Below are 16838 nucleotides of genomic sequence, written 5' to 3' on the forward strand. Positions count from 1 at the left end.
GGAGGATTAACCTCCTTTCTTTTTTAGTGGGTGTTAAGTTTAAATTTTTGTGTGGCGGAAAGAATTTTTAATGTAAGTATTATGATAATAACTTTTAGATTGTGCATGTAATAGGCCAGTATAAATGCTTTCTGGTACATTAAAGAAATCATACATACCATTCTTTAATTGGATTCGCAAAATCATAGAAAAAGGATTATAACCAACAGCAACTATATTTTTTGAGGTAACCGGAGATAGCCTCATTATTATGCAACTCCTTATTTTTCATTTTTAATAATTCTTTGTAGGCAACGGTATTGTGGTGTTGAAATCTTTATAATTAAAGAGGTATTATACTTATATGCAATATATTAAATATTTGTTATACGTAATTATAAGGAAGTTCACACGAAGTACATATCGTTGTGCTATTTTTATTTCACCTTTGATTTATAAATAAGAAAATATTGACCATTTGAAAAAAAGGTATATTATTTATACGAGGTATTAAAAATTCACTTTTTACATTCTATGCTTAGAGGGGCAGCGTTATTAGGAAAAATAGAAGTGAAAATAGTTTGTATAAGAAGTATTCTAAAATTTATAATCTGTGAATTAGGAAAATATTGAATGCTCCAGGTCAATATACTTTCTTAATCAAATTCATTTTAGAAGGTGACCTCAATATTTTTAAGTAAATCAACGGGAGAATTGAAAGGCAGGAGAAAGTAACATGTCAGAAAATTATCGTTCTCGAGAGGAACGACGACAAGTTAAAAAGAAAAAACAGCCAGCTTCTAAAACACAAAAACCAAAAGGTAAAACATCATTCTTTCGCAAGTTTTTAATTACTTGTTTATTACTTGGTATTGTTGGTTTAGTGGCGGGGGTTGCTACCTTTTTCGTAATGATTAAGGACGCACCAAAACTGGAAAAAGCAAAACTTGTTAATCCGTTATCCTCAAAAATTTATGATAAAAACGGGGATTTGGTATATGAATATGGAAAAGAAAAAAGGACGAATGTTACGTATGATCAAATACCTAAATTAGTAGAAAATGCATTTTTAGCGACAGAAGATTCACGTTTTTATGAGCATAGCGGAGTAGACTTTAAAGGTACTGCCCGTGCTGTTTTAGTGAGTCTTAAAGGAGATTATGGCTCTCAAGGTGGAAGTACGATAACGCAGCAAGTTATTAAAAACTACTTCTTATCAATGGATAAAACACCAAAGCGTAAGGCGCAAGAAATATATCTAGCTTATAAACTAGAACAACAGTATTCAAAACATGAAATATTAGAGATGTACTTAAATAAAATTAACTTAGGTAATCGTTCATATGGTATCGCAACAGCAGCACAAAACTACTATGGTAAAGAATTGAAGGACTTAACATTACCAGAAGTTGCGATGCTTGCAGGTTTACCGAAAGCACCGAATAACTATGATCCAACGAAAAAAGAAAATGTTCAAAAAGCAACAGAAAGAAGAAATGTTGTTCTAAGTTTAATGAACCGACATGGATATATAACAAAACAGGAAATGGAAGAAGCATCAAAAGTTGACGTAGAAAAGGGGCTTAAGCCTGCAGCTCAACTACAAACAATGCCATACCCTGCATTTATGGATGCAGTTGTGAAAGAAGTAGAAAAAGAATTACCAGATGCTAATATCGGTTCTGACGGTTTAGAAATTTATACAACGTTAGATCCGAAAGCACAGAAACTTGCTGATAATATTTTAAATAATAATATCATTGATTATCCGAACGATAAATTCCAAGGTGCATTCACATTTATGGATACGAAAACAGGAGAAGTTCGTGCTATAGGTAGTGGCCGTGGAGAAAATAAAGCTGTATTTAAAGGGCATAATATGGCAATTGAATTAGATCGTGCAGCTGGTTCAACGATGAAGCCGATTTTCGATTACGCTCCTGCAATTGAATATTTAAAATGGGCTACGTACCATCAAATTGATGACTCTCCATTTAAGTATTCAACGGGTCAAGAAGTTCGAAATGCAGATAGAAGTCATATGGGCCCTATTACAATGCGTGTAGCATTAGAAAAGTCACGAAATATCCCAGCAATTAAGACTGCGAAAGAAGTGGGAATTAATAAATCAAAAGACTTCTCTGAGAAATTAGGAATTACATTTAATGCAGCACCGACTGAATCAACAGCGATTGGTACAAATGAAGTATCACCAACTGAAATAGCGGGCGCTTATGCGGCATTTGGTAATGAGGGTAAATATACGAAACCGCATTTTGTTAAGAAAGTCGTTTATCCAGATGGTAAGTCACAAAGTTTTGGACAAAAACCAAAACAAGTTATGGCAGACTCTACAGCATATATGATTACAGATATGCTTCGTTCTGTAGTTACATCAGGTACTGGTACAGCTGCAAATATAGCATCTTTAGATGTAGCTGGTAAAACGGGTACGACAAACTACTCATCAAAACAATTAGCTCAATATAAAATTCCAGAAAGTGCAACTCGTGATAGTTGGTTTGCTGGATATACACCGCAATATACGATGGCAGTATGGACTGGGTATATGAAAGATGGCAAAGACGAGTATATTAGTAGTAAAAATACGAAAATTGCACAGTTGATTTTTAAAGAAATGATGAGTGAAATGGCTACAGATAAATCACGCTTTAAAATGCCAAGTAGCGTTATTCAAGAAGGTAGTGAGCTACGTATAAAAGGTGAAAAACGTGATTCATCGCCAAATACTAGCGTACCGGATACAACGGAGCAACCAAAACAAGATCAACAGCAAAAAACTGAAGAAGAGAAAAAGCAAGAAGAATTAAAGAAACAAGAAGAACTGAAAAAACAAGAAGAACAAAAGAAACAAGAGGAACTTAAGAAGCAAGAAGAACAAAAGAAACTAGAAGAGCAAAAGAAACAAGAAGAAGAAAAGAAACAAAATGAACAAAATAACGGAAATGGTCAAGGAACGACACCTCCAGCGAATAACGGAGGAGGCCAAGGAACGACACCTCCAGCGAATAACGGAGGAGGCCAAGGAACGACACCTCCAGCAAATAACGGAGGAGGCCAAGGAACGACACCTCCAGCGAATAACGGAGGAGGTCAAGGAACGACACCTCCAGCGAATAATAATGGAGGTCAAGGAACTCCAACCCCACCTGCAACAGTACAACCAAATAATGGTGGAAATGCAGGAGAGGTTCCTGCCAATAATGGACAATAAGAAAAATTTATAGAAAAGTTTTCAAAAAGCACTTAAGATTTGTGGAAATTTACAATCTTAAGTGCTTTTTTCATTTTGCTACAGAAAATGTAATGTTAAGGGCTGGATAGAAGAAAAAGAGTGAATTAACGTAAAGAGAGAAAAGTCTACTTGCAAATGATGGTATGTGTTGGTTATCCTGCAAAGGGACTAACTATGATGAATCATATAAAGTATTAAATAAGTAAAAATTATATTCAAATCTTTAATAAATGTCTTTCTTTAACGGTTACTTTAGTTTGAAAAACAATTAAAAAGTCGAATTTCTTATTTAAGGAATTCGACTTTGTTATGTTGAAACTGGATTAAAGGTTCGCCTTATTAAAATGTAGGGGTAATACAGTGATAGCTATTAAATGTTAAACGTACCATGAAAATTTTGAAAAAAAATTGAAGGGAAATGATAAAAGACTTGAGTCGGAGGTAGTGGAGGATAACTATGGCTATGAATGGGAGTACTACTGGGGTGTGTACCATGATGCCAAAATGATGGGATAACTTGACCGGGAATTTGATATTGCTGCCAAGTTGCGGGAAGTTCAATTCCTACATCGGAGCTAGCTGTATGAACTGCAGGAACATGTATCCCAGGAGTCGAAGGAACTACGGCAGTTACTCTTAATAATACCCACATAAAATATTCACTCCTAAGTTGTGTTAATAAATTAGTATATTCTTTTCACACGTATAAAGGTACATATATAGGACTTTCGTTTAAAATATGCGTACAAAGTCTTAAGACTAATGTAAGCTGATGGTGGACTATTTAATATGAAAAGATACGTCTATTTGAGGAGGGAAAAGAGATAAAAAAAATATACAATGAGGGTGTTAATCGTAATATTTTACGAGTGTATGGAGGTATTTTTATGGAACGATTATGGACGAAATCATTTATTCAAATGACTTTCGCAATGTTATTTTTATTTACAGGATTTTATTTACTTGTTCCAACGCTCCCGCTCTTTATTAAAGAGATAGGCGGCAATGAATCGCAAGTTGGACTTATGATGGGGATGTTTACAATAGCTGCTGTTGTAATACGACCGATTATTGGAGGAATGTTAGATCAATATGGTAGAAGATCCTTTATTATTTTCGGACTCATCTTTTTTGGCTTAACGATGTACTCCTATAATATAGCATCGACTATTGTCCTTTTAGTTGTTTTACGTGTTATTCACGGAGTAACATGGGCTGTTTCTACAACAGCTGTTGGAACAGCAATAACGGATATTATTCCAGATTCACGCCGCGGTGAAGGTATGGGTTGGTATGGGATGGCGATGACAATTGCAATGGCGATTGGACCTATGATTGGATTATGGGTTGTGCAAAATTATTCATTTGATGGTCTATTTTTATTAGCGACGTTGTTATCTTTTATGGCAGTTGTATTATCATTAATAACGAAGATCCCATTTACGCCACAAAAAGAAAAAGGGAAAATTCAGCTATTTGAGAAATCCGTATTAACAATCACGATTGTAGTATTCTTTTTATCGTTTGCATATGGAGGAATAACAACCTTTTTACCGTTATTTGCATCATCAATTCATGTAAACCCGGGAACTTTCTTTCTTGTATATGCAATTGCATTAACAATTGTAAGACCAATTTCAGGGAAACTATTAGATAAGTATGGAGAAGTATTCATCATACTTCCAGCATTATGTATTACTATTTTAGCTATAGTTGTTTTAACTATCTCAAATGGTTTGATAGGTGTAATTATCGCAGCAACATTATACGGTATTGGATTTGGTTCAGCGCAGCCAGCTTTGCAAGCGGCAATGCTTACAATTGTCGATCCGAGTAAAAGAGGAGTTGCAAATGCTTCATTTTTTACAGCGTTTGATTTAGGAATCGGGTTAGGTGCTATTTTACTTGGAGTTGTTTCACAAATGTTTGGTTATCGTATTTTATTTTCAGGGAGTGCAATTTCAGCATTGATAGCCTTAATTATTTTCGTCTTCTTTGTAAAACAACGATTAGGAAAAAAAGAGTTTGCGTAAACTGGAGGAATAAAGATGAGAATTTCAATTGATCGTAAAGCTCTGCAATGGTTCCAGGAAGAATTACGTATAAAGCACGGTGAATCTGTACGTTTTACTGTAAGGTACGGAGGGGATAGTTCAATTCAGCCCGGATATTCTTTAGGGGTTGTTGCTGAGAAACCCGATGGCGAAATAGTGTCAGTTGAGAAGGAAGGTATTATATTTTTTGTAGATTCTGATGATCTTTGGTATTTTCAAAACTATGATTTATTTGTAAGTTATCATGAGGAAATGGAAGAAATTCAATTTAATTATGTAAAATAATAACTTTATTAAAAATGAATAAGTTTTATATAAAAATTATATTTAAGAGATAGTGAAATAAATATCATATAGTAACGAGCTGTATTTATGTACAGCTCGTTTTTTCTATTTCTCAAATAAAATTAGAATAATTGTATATTTGGCGGTGTTATATGAAAAATCTTTATATCTTGTTTTTGAAAATACGCAAAGAAGTCTATCCTTTCTTTATAAAATATAAGAATTATTTTCAAAAAATTGTATTGTTACAGTAAGAAAAGTGTAGGAAACTTATCATTATAAAATAAATTGAAATCTTCTAAAAACTCTGATACATTGAAATAGAAATGTAGTTTCACAATATTGTAAAGGCTTACAGTTATGTGCACGAAGATCTATTAGGATTGGAGGAAATAATGATGAAAGCTGAAGAGAAATTTTCCCCGGGATTAGATGGTATAGTGGCAGCGGAGACGAAAATCTCGTTTCTTGACACAGTAAAAGGTGAAATTGTAATTCAAGGGTATGACTTAATCGAACTCTCAAAAACAAAAGAGTATTTAGACATTGTGCACCTTTTATTGGAGGAACACCTACCGAATGAAGATGAAAAAGTAACACTTGAAAAGAAATTAAAAGAAGAATATGCAGTACCAGAAGGTGTATTCAACGTACTAAAGGCATTGCCTAAAGAGACGCATCCCATGGATGGATTACGTACAGGTGTGTCAGCGTTAGCTGGTTACGATAATGATATCGAAAACCGCTCGTTAGAAGTGAATAAAAGCCGAGGGTACAAGCTGTTAAGTAAAGTGCCAAACATTGTAGCGAATAGCTATCATATTTTAAATAATGAGGAGCCAATTGAACCTCTTAAAGAATTATCTTATAGTGCGAATTTCTTCTATATGTTAACTGGTAAAAAACCAACTGAACTTGAGGAAAAGATCTTTGATCGTTCCCTTGTTTTATATAGTGAGCATGAAATGCCAAACTCTACATTTACAGCTCGCGTTATTGCATCAACACAATCAGATTTATACGGTGCTTTAACAGGTGCAGTTGCATCTTTAAAAGGAAGTTTACATGGCGGTGCAAATGAAGCGGTTATGTACATGCTTTTAGAAGCTGGTAATGTTGAGAAATTTGAAGAGTTATTACAGAAGAAACTATATAACAAAGAAAAAATTATGGGCTTTGGACACCGTGTTTATATGAAGAAGATGGATCCAAGAGCACTTATGATGAAGGAAGCTTTAAAACAGTTATGTGATGTAAAAGGTGATTATACACTATATGAAATGTGTGAAGCTGGAGAAAAGATTATGGAAAAAGAAAGAGGAATTTATCCAAATCTTGATTATTATGCAGCTCCAGTATATTGGATGTTAGGTATTCCAATTCAACTTTACACACCAATCTTCTTTAGCTCTAGAACAGTGGGGTTATGTGCGCACGTTATTGAGCAACATGCAAATAATCGTTTGTTCCGTCCTCGTGTAAATTATATTGGCGAGCGACATGTACTTAGTAAATAAGAACAACTGGGGAGTTGTTAGCGCCGCCCGCCAGATGGGTGTTTGACCGACACCCATCATTAATAATAACGAATTTTCGACAGAAAGGGAAGAATAGCATGATTAAAACAAATGAAATTAAGCAAAAAGATGCATTATTAGAAGAGATTACCGATTATGTATTAAATAAAGAGGTTACTAGTGCAGAAGCATTCAGTACAGCTCGTTACGTATTACTTGATACACTTGGATGTGGAATTTTAGCACTGCAATATCCAGAATGTACGAAATTACTAGGACCAGTTGTGCCAGGAACAATCGTGCCAAATGGTACACGTGTACCAGGTACGTCTTATGTACTAGATCCAGTAAAAGGTGCATTTAATATCGGATGTATGATCCGTTGGTTAGACTATAACGATACTTGGCTTGCAGCAGAGTGGGGACATCCATCTGATAACCTAGGCGGAATTTTAGCAGTTGCAGATTATATTAGCCGTGTTCGTATTTCAGAAGGAAAAGAAGCTTTAAAAGTACGTGAAGTATTAGAAATGATGATTAAAGCACATGAAATTCAAGGCGTACTTGCTTTAGAAAACAGCTTAAACAGAGTTGGTCTTGACCATGTATTATATGTAAAAGTAGCAACAACTGCAGTAGTTGCGAAAATGCTTGGCGGAACACGTGAAGAAATCTTTAATGCATTATCACATGCGTGGATTGATAATTCTAGTCTTCGTACATATCGTCATGCTCCAAATACGGGCTCACGTAAATCATGGGCTGCAGGCGACGCAACGAGCCGCGGTGTTCATCTTGCAATGACTGCTCTAAAAGGTGAAATGGGTTATCCAACAGCATTATCTGCGCCAGGATGGGGATTCCAAGATGTATTATTCAATAAACAAGAATTAAAATTAGCAAGACCACTAGAGTCATATGTAATGGAAAATGTATTATTTAAAGTGTCATATCCAGCAGAATTCCATGCACAAACGGCTGCAGAATGTGCAGTGAAGTTGCATCCGGAAATTAAAGAGAGATTAGATGAAATTGACCGTATTACAATTACAACTCATGAATCAGCAATTCGTATTATTGATAAAGAAGGTCCATTAAATAACCCAGCTGATCGTGATCATTGTTTACAATACATTACGGCAATTGGTTTATTAAAAGGAGATATCGTTGCAGACGATTATGAAGATGCAGTAGCAAACGATCCACGTGTAGATGAATTACGTAATAAGATGGTTGTTGTTGAAAACAAACAGTACAGTTTAGATTACCTTGACCCGAACAAGCGCTCAATCGCCAACGCTGTTCAAGTTCACTTTAAAGATGGCACAGTAACAGAAAATGTGGAATGTGAATATCCACTTGGTCACCGCTTCCGTAGAGACGAAGCAATTCCAAAAGTTGTTCAAAAATTCACTGCAAATATGGCAGGTCATTATTCTAGTAAGCAACAAGAACAAATTCATGAAGTTTGTTTAAATGAAGAAAAACTAGAAAATATGAATGTAAACGAATTTGTAGATCTATTCTTAATTTAATAATAGGGGGGAATTTAGAATGGCTTGGGTTGTGAAAAAGCAGTCAACACAAGAGGAGCTTGCGAATCGATTCCGAGCTTTAGTAGAAGCAAATGAAATTTTGCAAATTCCAGGTGCTCATGATGCAATGGCAGCTCTTGTTGCGAAAAATACAGGTTTTTCAGCTCTTTATTTATCAGGAGCTGCTTATACTGCAAGTAAAGGCTTACCAGATTTAGGTATCGTGACGTCTACTGAAGTGGCTGAGAGAGCAAGAGATTTAGTAAGAGCTACAGACTTACCTGTTCTTGTTGACATTGATACAGGATTTGGTGGTGTACTAAATGTGGCGAGAACAGCTGTAGAAATGGTGGAAGCGAAAGTAGCAGCTGTCCAAATTGAAGATCAGCAATTACCAAAAAAATGTGGACATTTAAATGGTAAGAAACTTGTTACTACAGAAGAATTGGTTCAAAAAATTAAAGCGATTAAAGAAGTTGCACCGAGCTTATACATTGTAGCACGTACTGATGCTCGTGGCGTTGAAGGATTAGATGAAGCAATTGAAAGAGCAAATGCATATGTAAAAGCAGGTGCAGACGCAATTTTCCCTGAAGCGCTTCAATCAGAGGAAGAATTCCGTCTATTTAATAGTAAGGTAAATGCACCTTTGCTTGCGAATATGACTGAATTCGGAAAAACTCCATATTATAGTGCAGAGGAATTTGCGAATATGGGTTTCCAAATGGTTATTTATCCTGTAACTTCACTTCGCGTTGCAGCGAAAGCGTATGAAAATGTGTTTGCTTTAATTAAAGAAACAGGTTCTCAAAAAGATGCACTTTCTAATATGCAAACGAGAAGTGAATTATACGAAACAATTTCATATCATGACTTTGAAGAGTTAGATACTGGTATTGCAAAAACAGTATTATCAGAAGATCAATAGATAAAGCAGCGAAGGCGATGAAAATACATCTTTGGCAAAATAAAATGCTTGATGTGAAAAATCATCGCCTTCTATTTTCAAAAAAGATATTCCACTCATCGTAGACGAGCATAAGCAAAAAGCTATGAAAGCCGAATGATAGGGGGATACATATGGAGAAAACGAAGTTACCATGGGATGAATTTTTTTCACTTAATAAAGATATAAATCATACTTACTTTACACCAGAAGATTTTTCAGGTGATGAAGATTTAATCGCAAAAACGACAGAACAATTCGTTAAACAAGAAATTGTTCCACAAATGGAGAATATTGAACAACATAACTATAAAGTTTCTCGTCAATTATTTGAGAAAGCTGGGGAACTTGGATTATTAGGCATTGAGGTACCAGAAGATTATGGCGGGTTCGAGTTAGGAAAGGCTGTCTCAGGTCTTGTAGCAGAGAAAATGGGTTACGCTGGTGCGTTTAGCGTTTCTTTTAATATACACGCTGGTGTCGGTACATTGCCTTACATATATTATGGAACGAAAGAGCAAAAAGAAAAATATTTACCGAAAATCGCATCGGGAGAATGGATTGGGGCTTATGCTTTAACAGAGCCAAATGCTGGTTCGGATGCATTAAGTGCAAAAACAAGCGCCGTATTGAATGAAGAGGGAACAGCTTGGAAGTTAAATGGTGAGAAGCAATGGATTACAAATGCTCATATGGCAGATGTATACGTTGTTTTTGCGAAGACAAATAAAGGAATGACAGCGTTTATTGTCGAAAGAACATGTGAAGGTGTATCTATTGGATTAGAAGAAAAGAAAATGGGGATTAAAGGTTCTTCAACAGCGACTCTTATTTTAGAAGATGTTGTCATCCCTGCTGATAATGTTTTAGGGGAAGTTGGGAAAGGGCATCACGTAGCCCTTAATATTCTTAACTTTGCTAGACTTAAACTTGCTTTTGGAAATATTGGAACAGCAAAACAAGCAATTGGTTTGTCGGTTCAATATGGAAAAGAGCGAAAACAGTTCCAAACGGAATTAGTAGACTTTACGATGATTCAAGAGAAAATTGCAAATATGATCATTGCTACATATGGAGCCGAAAGTGCAGCTTATCGTACAGCAGGTGTAATCGATGAAGCAATTCATGAGAGCGATGAAGATCTTATGGAGAAAATGTCCCAATTTGCAATTGAATGTGCACTGAATAAAGTAAATGCTTCTGAAACACTTGCTTATATTGTAGATGAAGCTGTACAAATTCATGGTGGTTACGGTTATATGCAAGAGTATGAGGTAGAACGATTATATCGTGATGCTAGAATTAGTCGTATTTTTGAAGGAACTAACGAAATTAATAGGTTAACAGTTGCAAAAATGTTAATGAAGCAAATCGAACAATTAGAAGATACTGAAGTAGAAAGTGATGTAGCAAATGTAGAAAGAAACCATCGTTACATTTTATTAGCGAAAAAATTGTTGAAACAATCTTTGAAAACGCTCTCTAAAACTCCAGGTCTAAAAATCGACCAAGAACAAGAATATTCACGTGTAATATCAAATATGTTGACGGACGTGTACGTCATGGAATCAGCGTTTTTACGTACGAGAAAAGCGGTACGTAAAAATGGAGAGGAAAAAGAACGTACGAAGCAACTAATAACGGATGTTATTTGTGAAGAAGGATACCGTAAAGTAGAAGAAGCGGCGATTTCTGTACTTTCAGCGGCTGTCACAGAAGAACAAGATAGACATGTGATTTTAGTTGAAATCCGTCAATTATTAGTACCTTTATACACGAACGTATTTACGAAGAAGAGGGAAATTGCGAAAGCTATTATAAATCGTGGGAAATATATTGTGTAAATAGGAGGAAAGCGATATGAAAAAGATTGGTTTTATCGGTTTAGGTAACATGGGTCTTCCGATGTCAAAAAATCTAGTTAAATCAGGTTACACAGTATATGGCGTGGACTTAAATAAAGAGGCGGAAGCGTCCTTTGAAAAAGAAGGCGGAATTATCGGTCTATCGATTTCAAAACTAGCAGAAACATGTGATGTAGTTTTTACAAGTTTACCTTCACCTCGCGCTGTTGAAGCGGTATATTTTGGAGCAGAAGGATTATTTGAAAATGGTCACTCGAATGTGGTTTTCATTGATACAAGTACGGTATCGCCGCAGTTAAACAAACAATTAGAGGAAGCTGCAAAGGAAAAGAAAGTAGACTTTTTAGCAGCACCTGTGAGCGGTGGTGTAATCGGAGCCGAAAACCGTACATTAACGTTTATGGTTGGTGGATCAAAAGAGGTATATGAGAAAACGGAATCTATCATGGGCGTACTAGGCGCGAACATTTTCCACGTTAGTGAGCAGATTGATAGTGGTACAACTGTTAAGTTAATTAATAACTTATTAATTGGTTTTTATACAGCTGGTGTGAGTGAAGCTTTAACATTAGCGAAAAAGAACAATATGGATTTAGATAAAATGTTTGATATTTTAAATGTAAGTTACGGTCAAAGTAGAATTTATGAACGTAATTATAAAAGTTTTATAGCACCTGAAAACTATGAGCCAGGATTTACTGTGAACTTATTGAAGAAAGATTTAGGATTTGCAGTTGACTTAGCTAAGGAAAGCGAACTCCATTTACCGGTAAGCGAAATGTTACTAAACGTATATGATGAAGCGAGTCAAGCTGGATATGGTGAAAACGATATGGCTGCTTTATATAAGAAAGTTAGCGAGCAATTAATTTCTAATCAAAAATAAATTATACAAAGGAGAGAATACAATGATTACAACTGAAATTAAACGAGTAAAAAATCACATTAACGGTGAGTGGGTTGAATCGACAGGTACGGAAGTAGAAGCAGTTCCAAATCCAGCGACTGGAAAAATTATCGCTTACGTTCCACTATCTCCAAAAGAAGATGTTGAAAAAGCTGTTGAAGCGGCAAAAGCAGCATTCGAAACATGGTCTAAAGTACCAGTTCCAAATCGTTCAAGAAATTTATATAAATATTTACAGCTATTACAAGAAAACAAAGATGAGCTTGCAAAAATCATTACGCTAGAAAATGGTAAGACGCTAACGGATGCAACAGGTGAAGTACAGCGTGGTATTGAAGCGGTAGAACTTGCAACATCTACGCCAAATTTAATGATGGGTCAAGCACTTCCGAATATCGCTAGCGGAATTGATGGATCGATTTGGCGCTACCCAATCGGAGTTGTTGCTGGTATTACACCGTTTAACTTCCCGATGATGATTCCGTTATGGATGTTCCCACTTGCTATTGCTTGCGGTAATACATTCGTATTAAAAACATCTGAAAGAACGCCACTTTTAGCGGAGCGACTTGTAGAATTATTCTATGAAGCAGGTTTCCCAAAAGGCGTATTAAATTTAGTGCAAGGCGGAAAAGATGTTGTAAATAGTATTTTAGAAAATAAAGATATTCAGGCTGTTTCGTTCGTTGGCTCTGAGCCGGTAGCTCGTTACGTATATGAAACAGGTACGAAACACGGAAAACGTGTACAAGCGTTAGCAGGTGCGAAAAACCATGCGATTGTAATGCCAGATTGCAATCTTGAGAAAACAGTACAAGGTGTAATTGGATCTGCATTTGCAAGTAGTGGAGAGCGCTGCATGGCATGCTCAGTAGTAGCAGTAGTGGATGAAATTGCTGATGAATTCATTGATGTATTAGTAGCAGAAACGAAAAAATTAAAAGTAGGCGATGGCTTTAATGAAGATAACTATGTTGGACCATTAATCCGTGAATCTCATAAAGAGCGCGTTTTAGGCTATATTAATAGCGGTGTAGCAGATGGGGCAACTTTATTAGTAGATGGCCGTAAAATTAATGAAGAAGTTGGAGAAGGTTACTTTGTAGGTGCGACAATCTTTGATGGCGTGAATCAAGAAATGAAAATTTGGCAAGATGAAATTTTTGCTCCAGTATTAAGTATTGTACGTGTTAAAGATTTAGAAGAAGGTATTAAACTAACAAATCAATCTAAATTTGCAAATGGTGCGGTTATTTATACGTCAAATGGTAAACATGCACAAACATTCCGTGATAACATCGATGCTGGTATGATTGGTGTAAACGTAAACGTTCCAGCACCAATGGCATTCTTCGCATTTGCAGGAAATAAAGCTTCATTCTTTGGTGATTTAGGTACAAATGGTACAGATGGCGTTCAATTCTATACACGTAAAAAAGTTGTAACTGAGCGCTGGTTTTAATATAGAGTAAACAACCAAATCAGTTATTAGATGAAAACCACCACTATTAATAGTGGTGGTTTTCGTCTTGTTAATTATTTTTTTCAAAAGCTAGTTTAATACCAAATCCAATTAGGACGACTCCTGTTAGCCCTTGAATATAACGTTGCGTCTTCGGTTTTTTCATAAAAGCACTAATTTTATCAATTAAAAATATATAAAATGCAAACCAAATGACTGTTAAAACGAGGTAAGTAAGGCCCATTACAAGAAGTTGAATAAATGTATTATGATTTGGATTTAAAAATTGTGGTAAAAAAGTTAAAAAGAAGACTGCTACTTTAGGATTTAATAAATTTGTAAGAAATCCTTGGCGAAAGCAAGAAGTATGTTCGTTTTCATTATTCAAAGATAGATCATTTGTATCTAAGTTTTCTTTGTTTCTTACTGCTAAAAGGGCTTTAATACCGATATATATTAAATAGAGAGCCCCAACGTACTTGAAAATAGAAAATAAAAGAGCTGACTTTACAATAAGTGCAGAAAGACCAATTACAGCAGCTAAAGTATGAATTAATAGTGCAATACATGTACCAAACACTGTTTTCACTCCACCGACTTTACCAGCAACCAATGTATTTTTCGTAGCCATTGCTGTATCTGGACCAGGTAAAATGATAAGGCAAATAGACATAATGATGAAAAGAAGATAATTTTCTATCATAGCCGCCCCTCCTTTTTATTTTTAGAATATTTGATTAAAATCAGTGTAGCACAAAAATGGATTTAATAAAATTAAATTTTGTTAAAAATAATTAAATAAAAAAGGCTATATAGTAGCTGTAATTACACTACTATATAGCTTCGATTTTATCCCGCTATTTGCGGGTAGTAAGATTTTCACCGCACAAGATTTAGCTGAAGCAAAGAAGTTAGGTAGGGGATGAACAAAACATCCCCTCATGACAATTTCATTTTATGCATTAAGTAAGTTAAAGAAACGATTCACATCTTCTTCTGAAACGTCACTTAACTGTTTATATTTATAATTCGGATTTTGATCTTTATCAACGACAACGGAGCGTACTCCTTCGAAGAAATCTTCATGTCTCATGAAATTTTTAGCAAGTATAAGGTCCGTAGCGAAACATTCTTCAACGGATTTATTTTTTCCATCAATAAACTGTTTTAATGTTACTTTTAGTGAAATAGGGGATTTTGATAACAGTGTTTCTTTCGTTTTTAGAGCAAAGGAACTTTCATCTTTCTCCAATGAATGGATGATTTCTTCAATTGTATCGAAAGCAAAATGTGAATTGATTACTTCTAATGAAGGAGCGAGCTCGCTTTCTAAGTTTGGAGCAGTTGCAAATGTACGAATAACTTCTTTTAAATTAGTATGTACATCATCTTCTTTATGCCAATTTACACTTTCAAGTTCAGTAAGAAACTTTGGTAATGAATCAGATGTCATAAAGTAATCAGCAGCATTAATAAATAATACGTCAGAAGCTTTTAAAATAGATGCTGTTAAAGCAACGAATCGTCCTGTATATCCAGGCGCTTTATTTAAGAAATATGCAGCTCCGACGTCTGGGAAGAAGCCGATATTCATCTCTGGCATTGCCCATTTCGTACGCTCAGTTACAATGCGATACTTCGCACCATTTGTAAGACCGACACCACCGCCCATTACAATTCCATCTAAACAAGCAATAATCGGTTTTGTATATTGATAAATATATGTATCAATTTCATACTCTTCTTCAAAAAAACGTTCTGCATGTTGCAATGCCACTTCATTGGAACGCGCTTCATAAAGAGTTTTAATGTCGCCGCCTGCACAAAAACCTTTTGTGCCAGCTCCTTTTAACACGATAAGTGCAATACGCTCATCGTGTTCCCACTCTTTAAGTTTTTGTCCGATAGGTTGTAACATGTCATAAGATAAAGAATTAAGTGCTTTTGGACGGTTTAAAGTAATTGTCGCAACGCCGTTTTCACTAACAGAAAATAAAACTTGTTCAGTCATAATGCATCCTCCCTTACATATCTTCTTATTCTTAATTCTTGATATGTACTGAAATGTCCTTTATAAATTTTGTCAAAAGTTGACGGTAAATATTAATTTGGTCACCGCATATTTTGACGAGTTATCTTTGCAGGATTTCAGAGACTGAGGGGGAATATTACAACATTACTGTAAGTGTAATTATTTGAAGTTATAATGATAAAAGCGCTATTATATAGGTGTGAATTGTTCATTATCAATTCTAAAAGAGTGTTTGAAGAAAAAATAAATCGTACAATTGTAATAAAAAATTTTACACTGAATTAGAAATAGAGAAAGGAGAAATCGGAATGCCAGGACCTTTACTATTGTCGGTTATTATTTTGTCTTTTTTAATGATAGGAATAACGCAGTATTTTCATCATACAGATACGACAGAAGAAGTGAAGGATAAAGTACGTCTCGTATTTCCGATTTTTATAATATCTATTTCATTCTGTATTTTATTAAATAAAGATGGGTACATTGTCGCAGTGTTCTCATTTTTCGTCGCAATCGTTTTAATTACCGTTTTATATTATGTAATGAAAGACTTTATACAAAAATAAAGATGTCATAATAGGCATTTTTATTTTGGAGAAAATATAAAATTTCACATACCGTATTTTATATAAAATACATGAAGTATATAACAATAGAAAAGTGTGTACTTTGCTGTGTATGTACTTGTCAATCTTGCATAGCCACTATACTATTAAAATGTAGAGATTATAAAAAGGGGTTGTATCTATCATGAAATTTGAGATGCACACAAAAATTATTTCAAATGAAAAAGAAGTAAGATTACATATTGAAGAAAATATATTTCAATTAATATTGGATGGCTATCACTTATTTACAGTTCAAGAAATATTGCCTTTATATAAATCAAATGAAGAAAGAATTGGAAGTGCAACGATATTGAAGCTAGAGTGGGAGAACGGAAAAACTACAATAAACTATCAACTCGTTTCACTAAAATCAGTAAATTAAAAGGAGTAGA

General features: G+C 34.9%; 15 protein-coding genes. 11 read left to right on the top strand and 4 right to left on the bottom strand.

Features of this window, described 5'->3' with window-relative positions:
* Positions 1-39: 39 nt before the first annotated feature.
* Entirely contained in the window at positions 40-246 is a 207-nt protein-coding gene (locus tag CGQ22_RS07445) for a KTSC domain-containing protein (RefSeq protein ID WP_089148456.1), read from the bottom strand.
* 469 nt (positions 247-715) lie between these two features.
* Between CGQ22_RS07445 and CGQ22_RS07450 the strand changes: the two genes are divergently transcribed.
* Entirely contained in the window at positions 716-3214 is a 2499-nt protein-coding gene (locus CGQ22_RS07450) for a transglycosylase domain-containing protein (RefSeq protein WP_001293948.1), read from the top strand.
* 391 nt (positions 3215-3605) lie between these two features.
* Here the strand turns inward: CGQ22_RS07450 and CGQ22_RS07455 are convergent, their stop codons facing one another.
* Complete coding sequence (locus CGQ22_RS07455) at positions 3606-3887, bottom strand: hypothetical protein (protein ID WP_089148457.1); 282 nt, start codon at positions 3885-3887, stop codon at positions 3606-3608.
* A 235-nt stretch (positions 3888-4122) separates the two neighbouring features.
* Between CGQ22_RS07455 and CGQ22_RS07460 the strand changes: the two genes are divergently transcribed.
* The 8 genes from CGQ22_RS07460 (at position 4123) to CGQ22_RS07495 (ending at position 13806) form a co-directional block, all read left to right on the top strand.
* Positions 4123-5268, top strand: a complete 1146-nt coding sequence (locus CGQ22_RS07460; protein WP_000440667.1) for an MFS transporter — start codon at positions 4123-4125, stop codon at positions 5266-5268.
* Between the two features lie 15 nt (positions 5269-5283).
* Complete coding sequence (locus tag CGQ22_RS07465; protein ID WP_001222842.1) at positions 5284-5574, top strand: HesB/YadR/YfhF family protein; 291 nt, start codon at positions 5284-5286, stop codon at positions 5572-5574.
* Positions 5575-5969: 395 nt separating this feature from the next.
* A complete protein-coding gene (gene mmgD / locus CGQ22_RS07470; protein WP_139032742.1) occupies positions 5970-7091 on the top strand; it encodes a citrate synthase in 1122 nt (373 codons plus the stop codon).
* 98 nt (positions 7092-7189) lie between these two features.
* Complete coding sequence (prpD, locus tag CGQ22_RS07475; RefSeq protein WP_000598123.1) at positions 7190-8626, top strand: 2-methylcitrate dehydratase; 1437 nt, start codon at positions 7190-7192, stop codon at positions 8624-8626.
* Positions 8627-8645: 19 nt separating this feature from the next.
* On the top strand, positions 8646-9554 hold the full coding sequence (gene prpB / locus CGQ22_RS07480) for a methylisocitrate lyase (RefSeq protein ID WP_000312639.1): 909 nt from the start codon (positions 8646-8648) through the stop codon (positions 9552-9554).
* A 152-nt stretch (positions 9555-9706) separates the two neighbouring features.
* Entirely contained in the window at positions 9707-11416 is a 1710-nt protein-coding gene (locus CGQ22_RS07485; protein ID WP_089148459.1) for an acyl-CoA dehydrogenase family protein, read from the top strand.
* 16 nt (positions 11417-11432) lie between these two features.
* Positions 11433-12323 carry an NAD(P)-dependent oxidoreductase gene (locus CGQ22_RS07490; protein ID WP_000719411.1) on the top strand — a complete coding sequence of 297 codons (891 nt, stop codon included), beginning with the start codon at positions 11433-11435 and terminating at the stop codon, positions 12321-12323.
* Positions 12324-12345: 22 nt separating this feature from the next.
* Positions 12346-13806 (top strand): CoA-acylating methylmalonate-semialdehyde dehydrogenase, encoded by a 1461-nt coding sequence (locus CGQ22_RS07495; protein ID WP_000633344.1) that lies wholly within the window; start codon positions 12346-12348, stop codon positions 13804-13806.
* A gap of 70 nt (positions 13807-13876) precedes the next feature.
* Here CGQ22_RS07495 and CGQ22_RS07500 read toward each other — a convergent pair whose 3' ends face one another.
* Both CGQ22_RS07500 and CGQ22_RS07505 read right to left on the bottom strand, forming a co-directional pair.
* Positions 13877-14509, bottom strand: coding sequence for a LysE family translocator (locus CGQ22_RS07500; RefSeq protein ID WP_000572360.1), 633 nt, complete (start codon positions 14507-14509; stop codon positions 13877-13879).
* A 252-nt stretch (positions 14510-14761) separates the two neighbouring features.
* Complete coding sequence (locus tag CGQ22_RS07505) at positions 14762-15817, bottom strand: enoyl-CoA hydratase/isomerase family protein (protein WP_086408689.1); 1056 nt, start codon at positions 15815-15817, stop codon at positions 14762-14764.
* A 329-nt stretch (positions 15818-16146) separates the two neighbouring features.
* Between CGQ22_RS07505 and CGQ22_RS07510 the strand changes: the two genes are divergently transcribed.
* Together CGQ22_RS07510 and CGQ22_RS07515 are read left to right on the top strand one after the other, a co-directional pair.
* Positions 16147-16404 carry a hypothetical protein gene (locus CGQ22_RS07510; RefSeq protein ID WP_001119404.1) on the top strand — a complete coding sequence of 86 codons (258 nt, stop codon included), beginning with the start codon at positions 16147-16149 and terminating at the stop codon, positions 16402-16404.
* Between the two features lie 184 nt (positions 16405-16588).
* A complete protein-coding gene (locus tag CGQ22_RS07515; RefSeq protein ID WP_000667346.1) occupies positions 16589-16828 on the top strand; it encodes a DUF2584 family protein in 240 nt (79 codons plus the stop codon).
* Positions 16829-16838: the final 10 nt, after the last annotated feature.

The sequence above is a fragment of the Bacillus sp. M13(2017) genome (genome assembly GCF_002218325.1).
Lineage (GTDB): Bacteria > Bacillota > Bacilli > Bacillales > Bacillaceae_G > Bacillus_A > Bacillus_A thuringiensis_K.

Coding starts and splice junctions, on each gene's coding strand:
- CGQ22_RS07445 (WP_089148456.1), bottom strand. CDS start 246: ATGAGGCTATCTCCGGTTACCTCAAAAAATATAGTTGCTGTTGGTTAT.
- CGQ22_RS07450 (WP_001293948.1), top strand. CDS start 716: ATGTCAGAAAATTATCGTTCTCGAGAGGAACGACGACAAGTTAAAAAG.
- CGQ22_RS07455 (WP_089148457.1), bottom strand. CDS start 3,887: ATGTGGGTATTATTAAGAGTAACTGCCGTAGTTCCTTCGACTCCTGGG.
- CGQ22_RS07460 (WP_000440667.1), top strand. CDS start 4,123: ATGGAACGATTATGGACGAAATCATTTATTCAAATGACTTTCGCAATG.
- CGQ22_RS07465 (WP_001222842.1), top strand. CDS start 5,284: ATGAGAATTTCAATTGATCGTAAAGCTCTGCAATGGTTCCAGGAAGAA.
- mmgD (WP_139032742.1), top strand. CDS start 5,970: ATGATGAAAGCTGAAGAGAAATTTTCCCCGGGATTAGATGGTATAGTG.
- prpD (WP_000598123.1), top strand. CDS start 7,190: ATGATTAAAACAAATGAAATTAAGCAAAAAGATGCATTATTAGAAGAG.
- prpB (WP_000312639.1), top strand. CDS start 8,646: ATGGCTTGGGTTGTGAAAAAGCAGTCAACACAAGAGGAGCTTGCGAAT.
- CGQ22_RS07485 (WP_089148459.1), top strand. CDS start 9,707: ATGGAGAAAACGAAGTTACCATGGGATGAATTTTTTTCACTTAATAAA.
- CGQ22_RS07490 (WP_000719411.1), top strand. CDS start 11,433: ATGAAAAAGATTGGTTTTATCGGTTTAGGTAACATGGGTCTTCCGATG.
- CGQ22_RS07495 (WP_000633344.1), top strand. CDS start 12,346: ATGATTACAACTGAAATTAAACGAGTAAAAAATCACATTAACGGTGAG.
- CGQ22_RS07500 (WP_000572360.1), bottom strand. CDS start 14,509: ATGATAGAAAATTATCTTCTTTTCATCATTATGTCTATTTGCCTTATC.
- CGQ22_RS07505 (WP_086408689.1), bottom strand. CDS start 15,817: ATGACTGAACAAGTTTTATTTTCTGTTAGTGAAAACGGCGTTGCGACA.
- CGQ22_RS07510 (WP_001119404.1), top strand. CDS start 16,147: ATGCCAGGACCTTTACTATTGTCGGTTATTATTTTGTCTTTTTTAATG.
- CGQ22_RS07515 (WP_000667346.1), top strand. CDS start 16,589: ATGAAATTTGAGATGCACACAAAAATTATTTCAAATGAAAAAGAAGTA.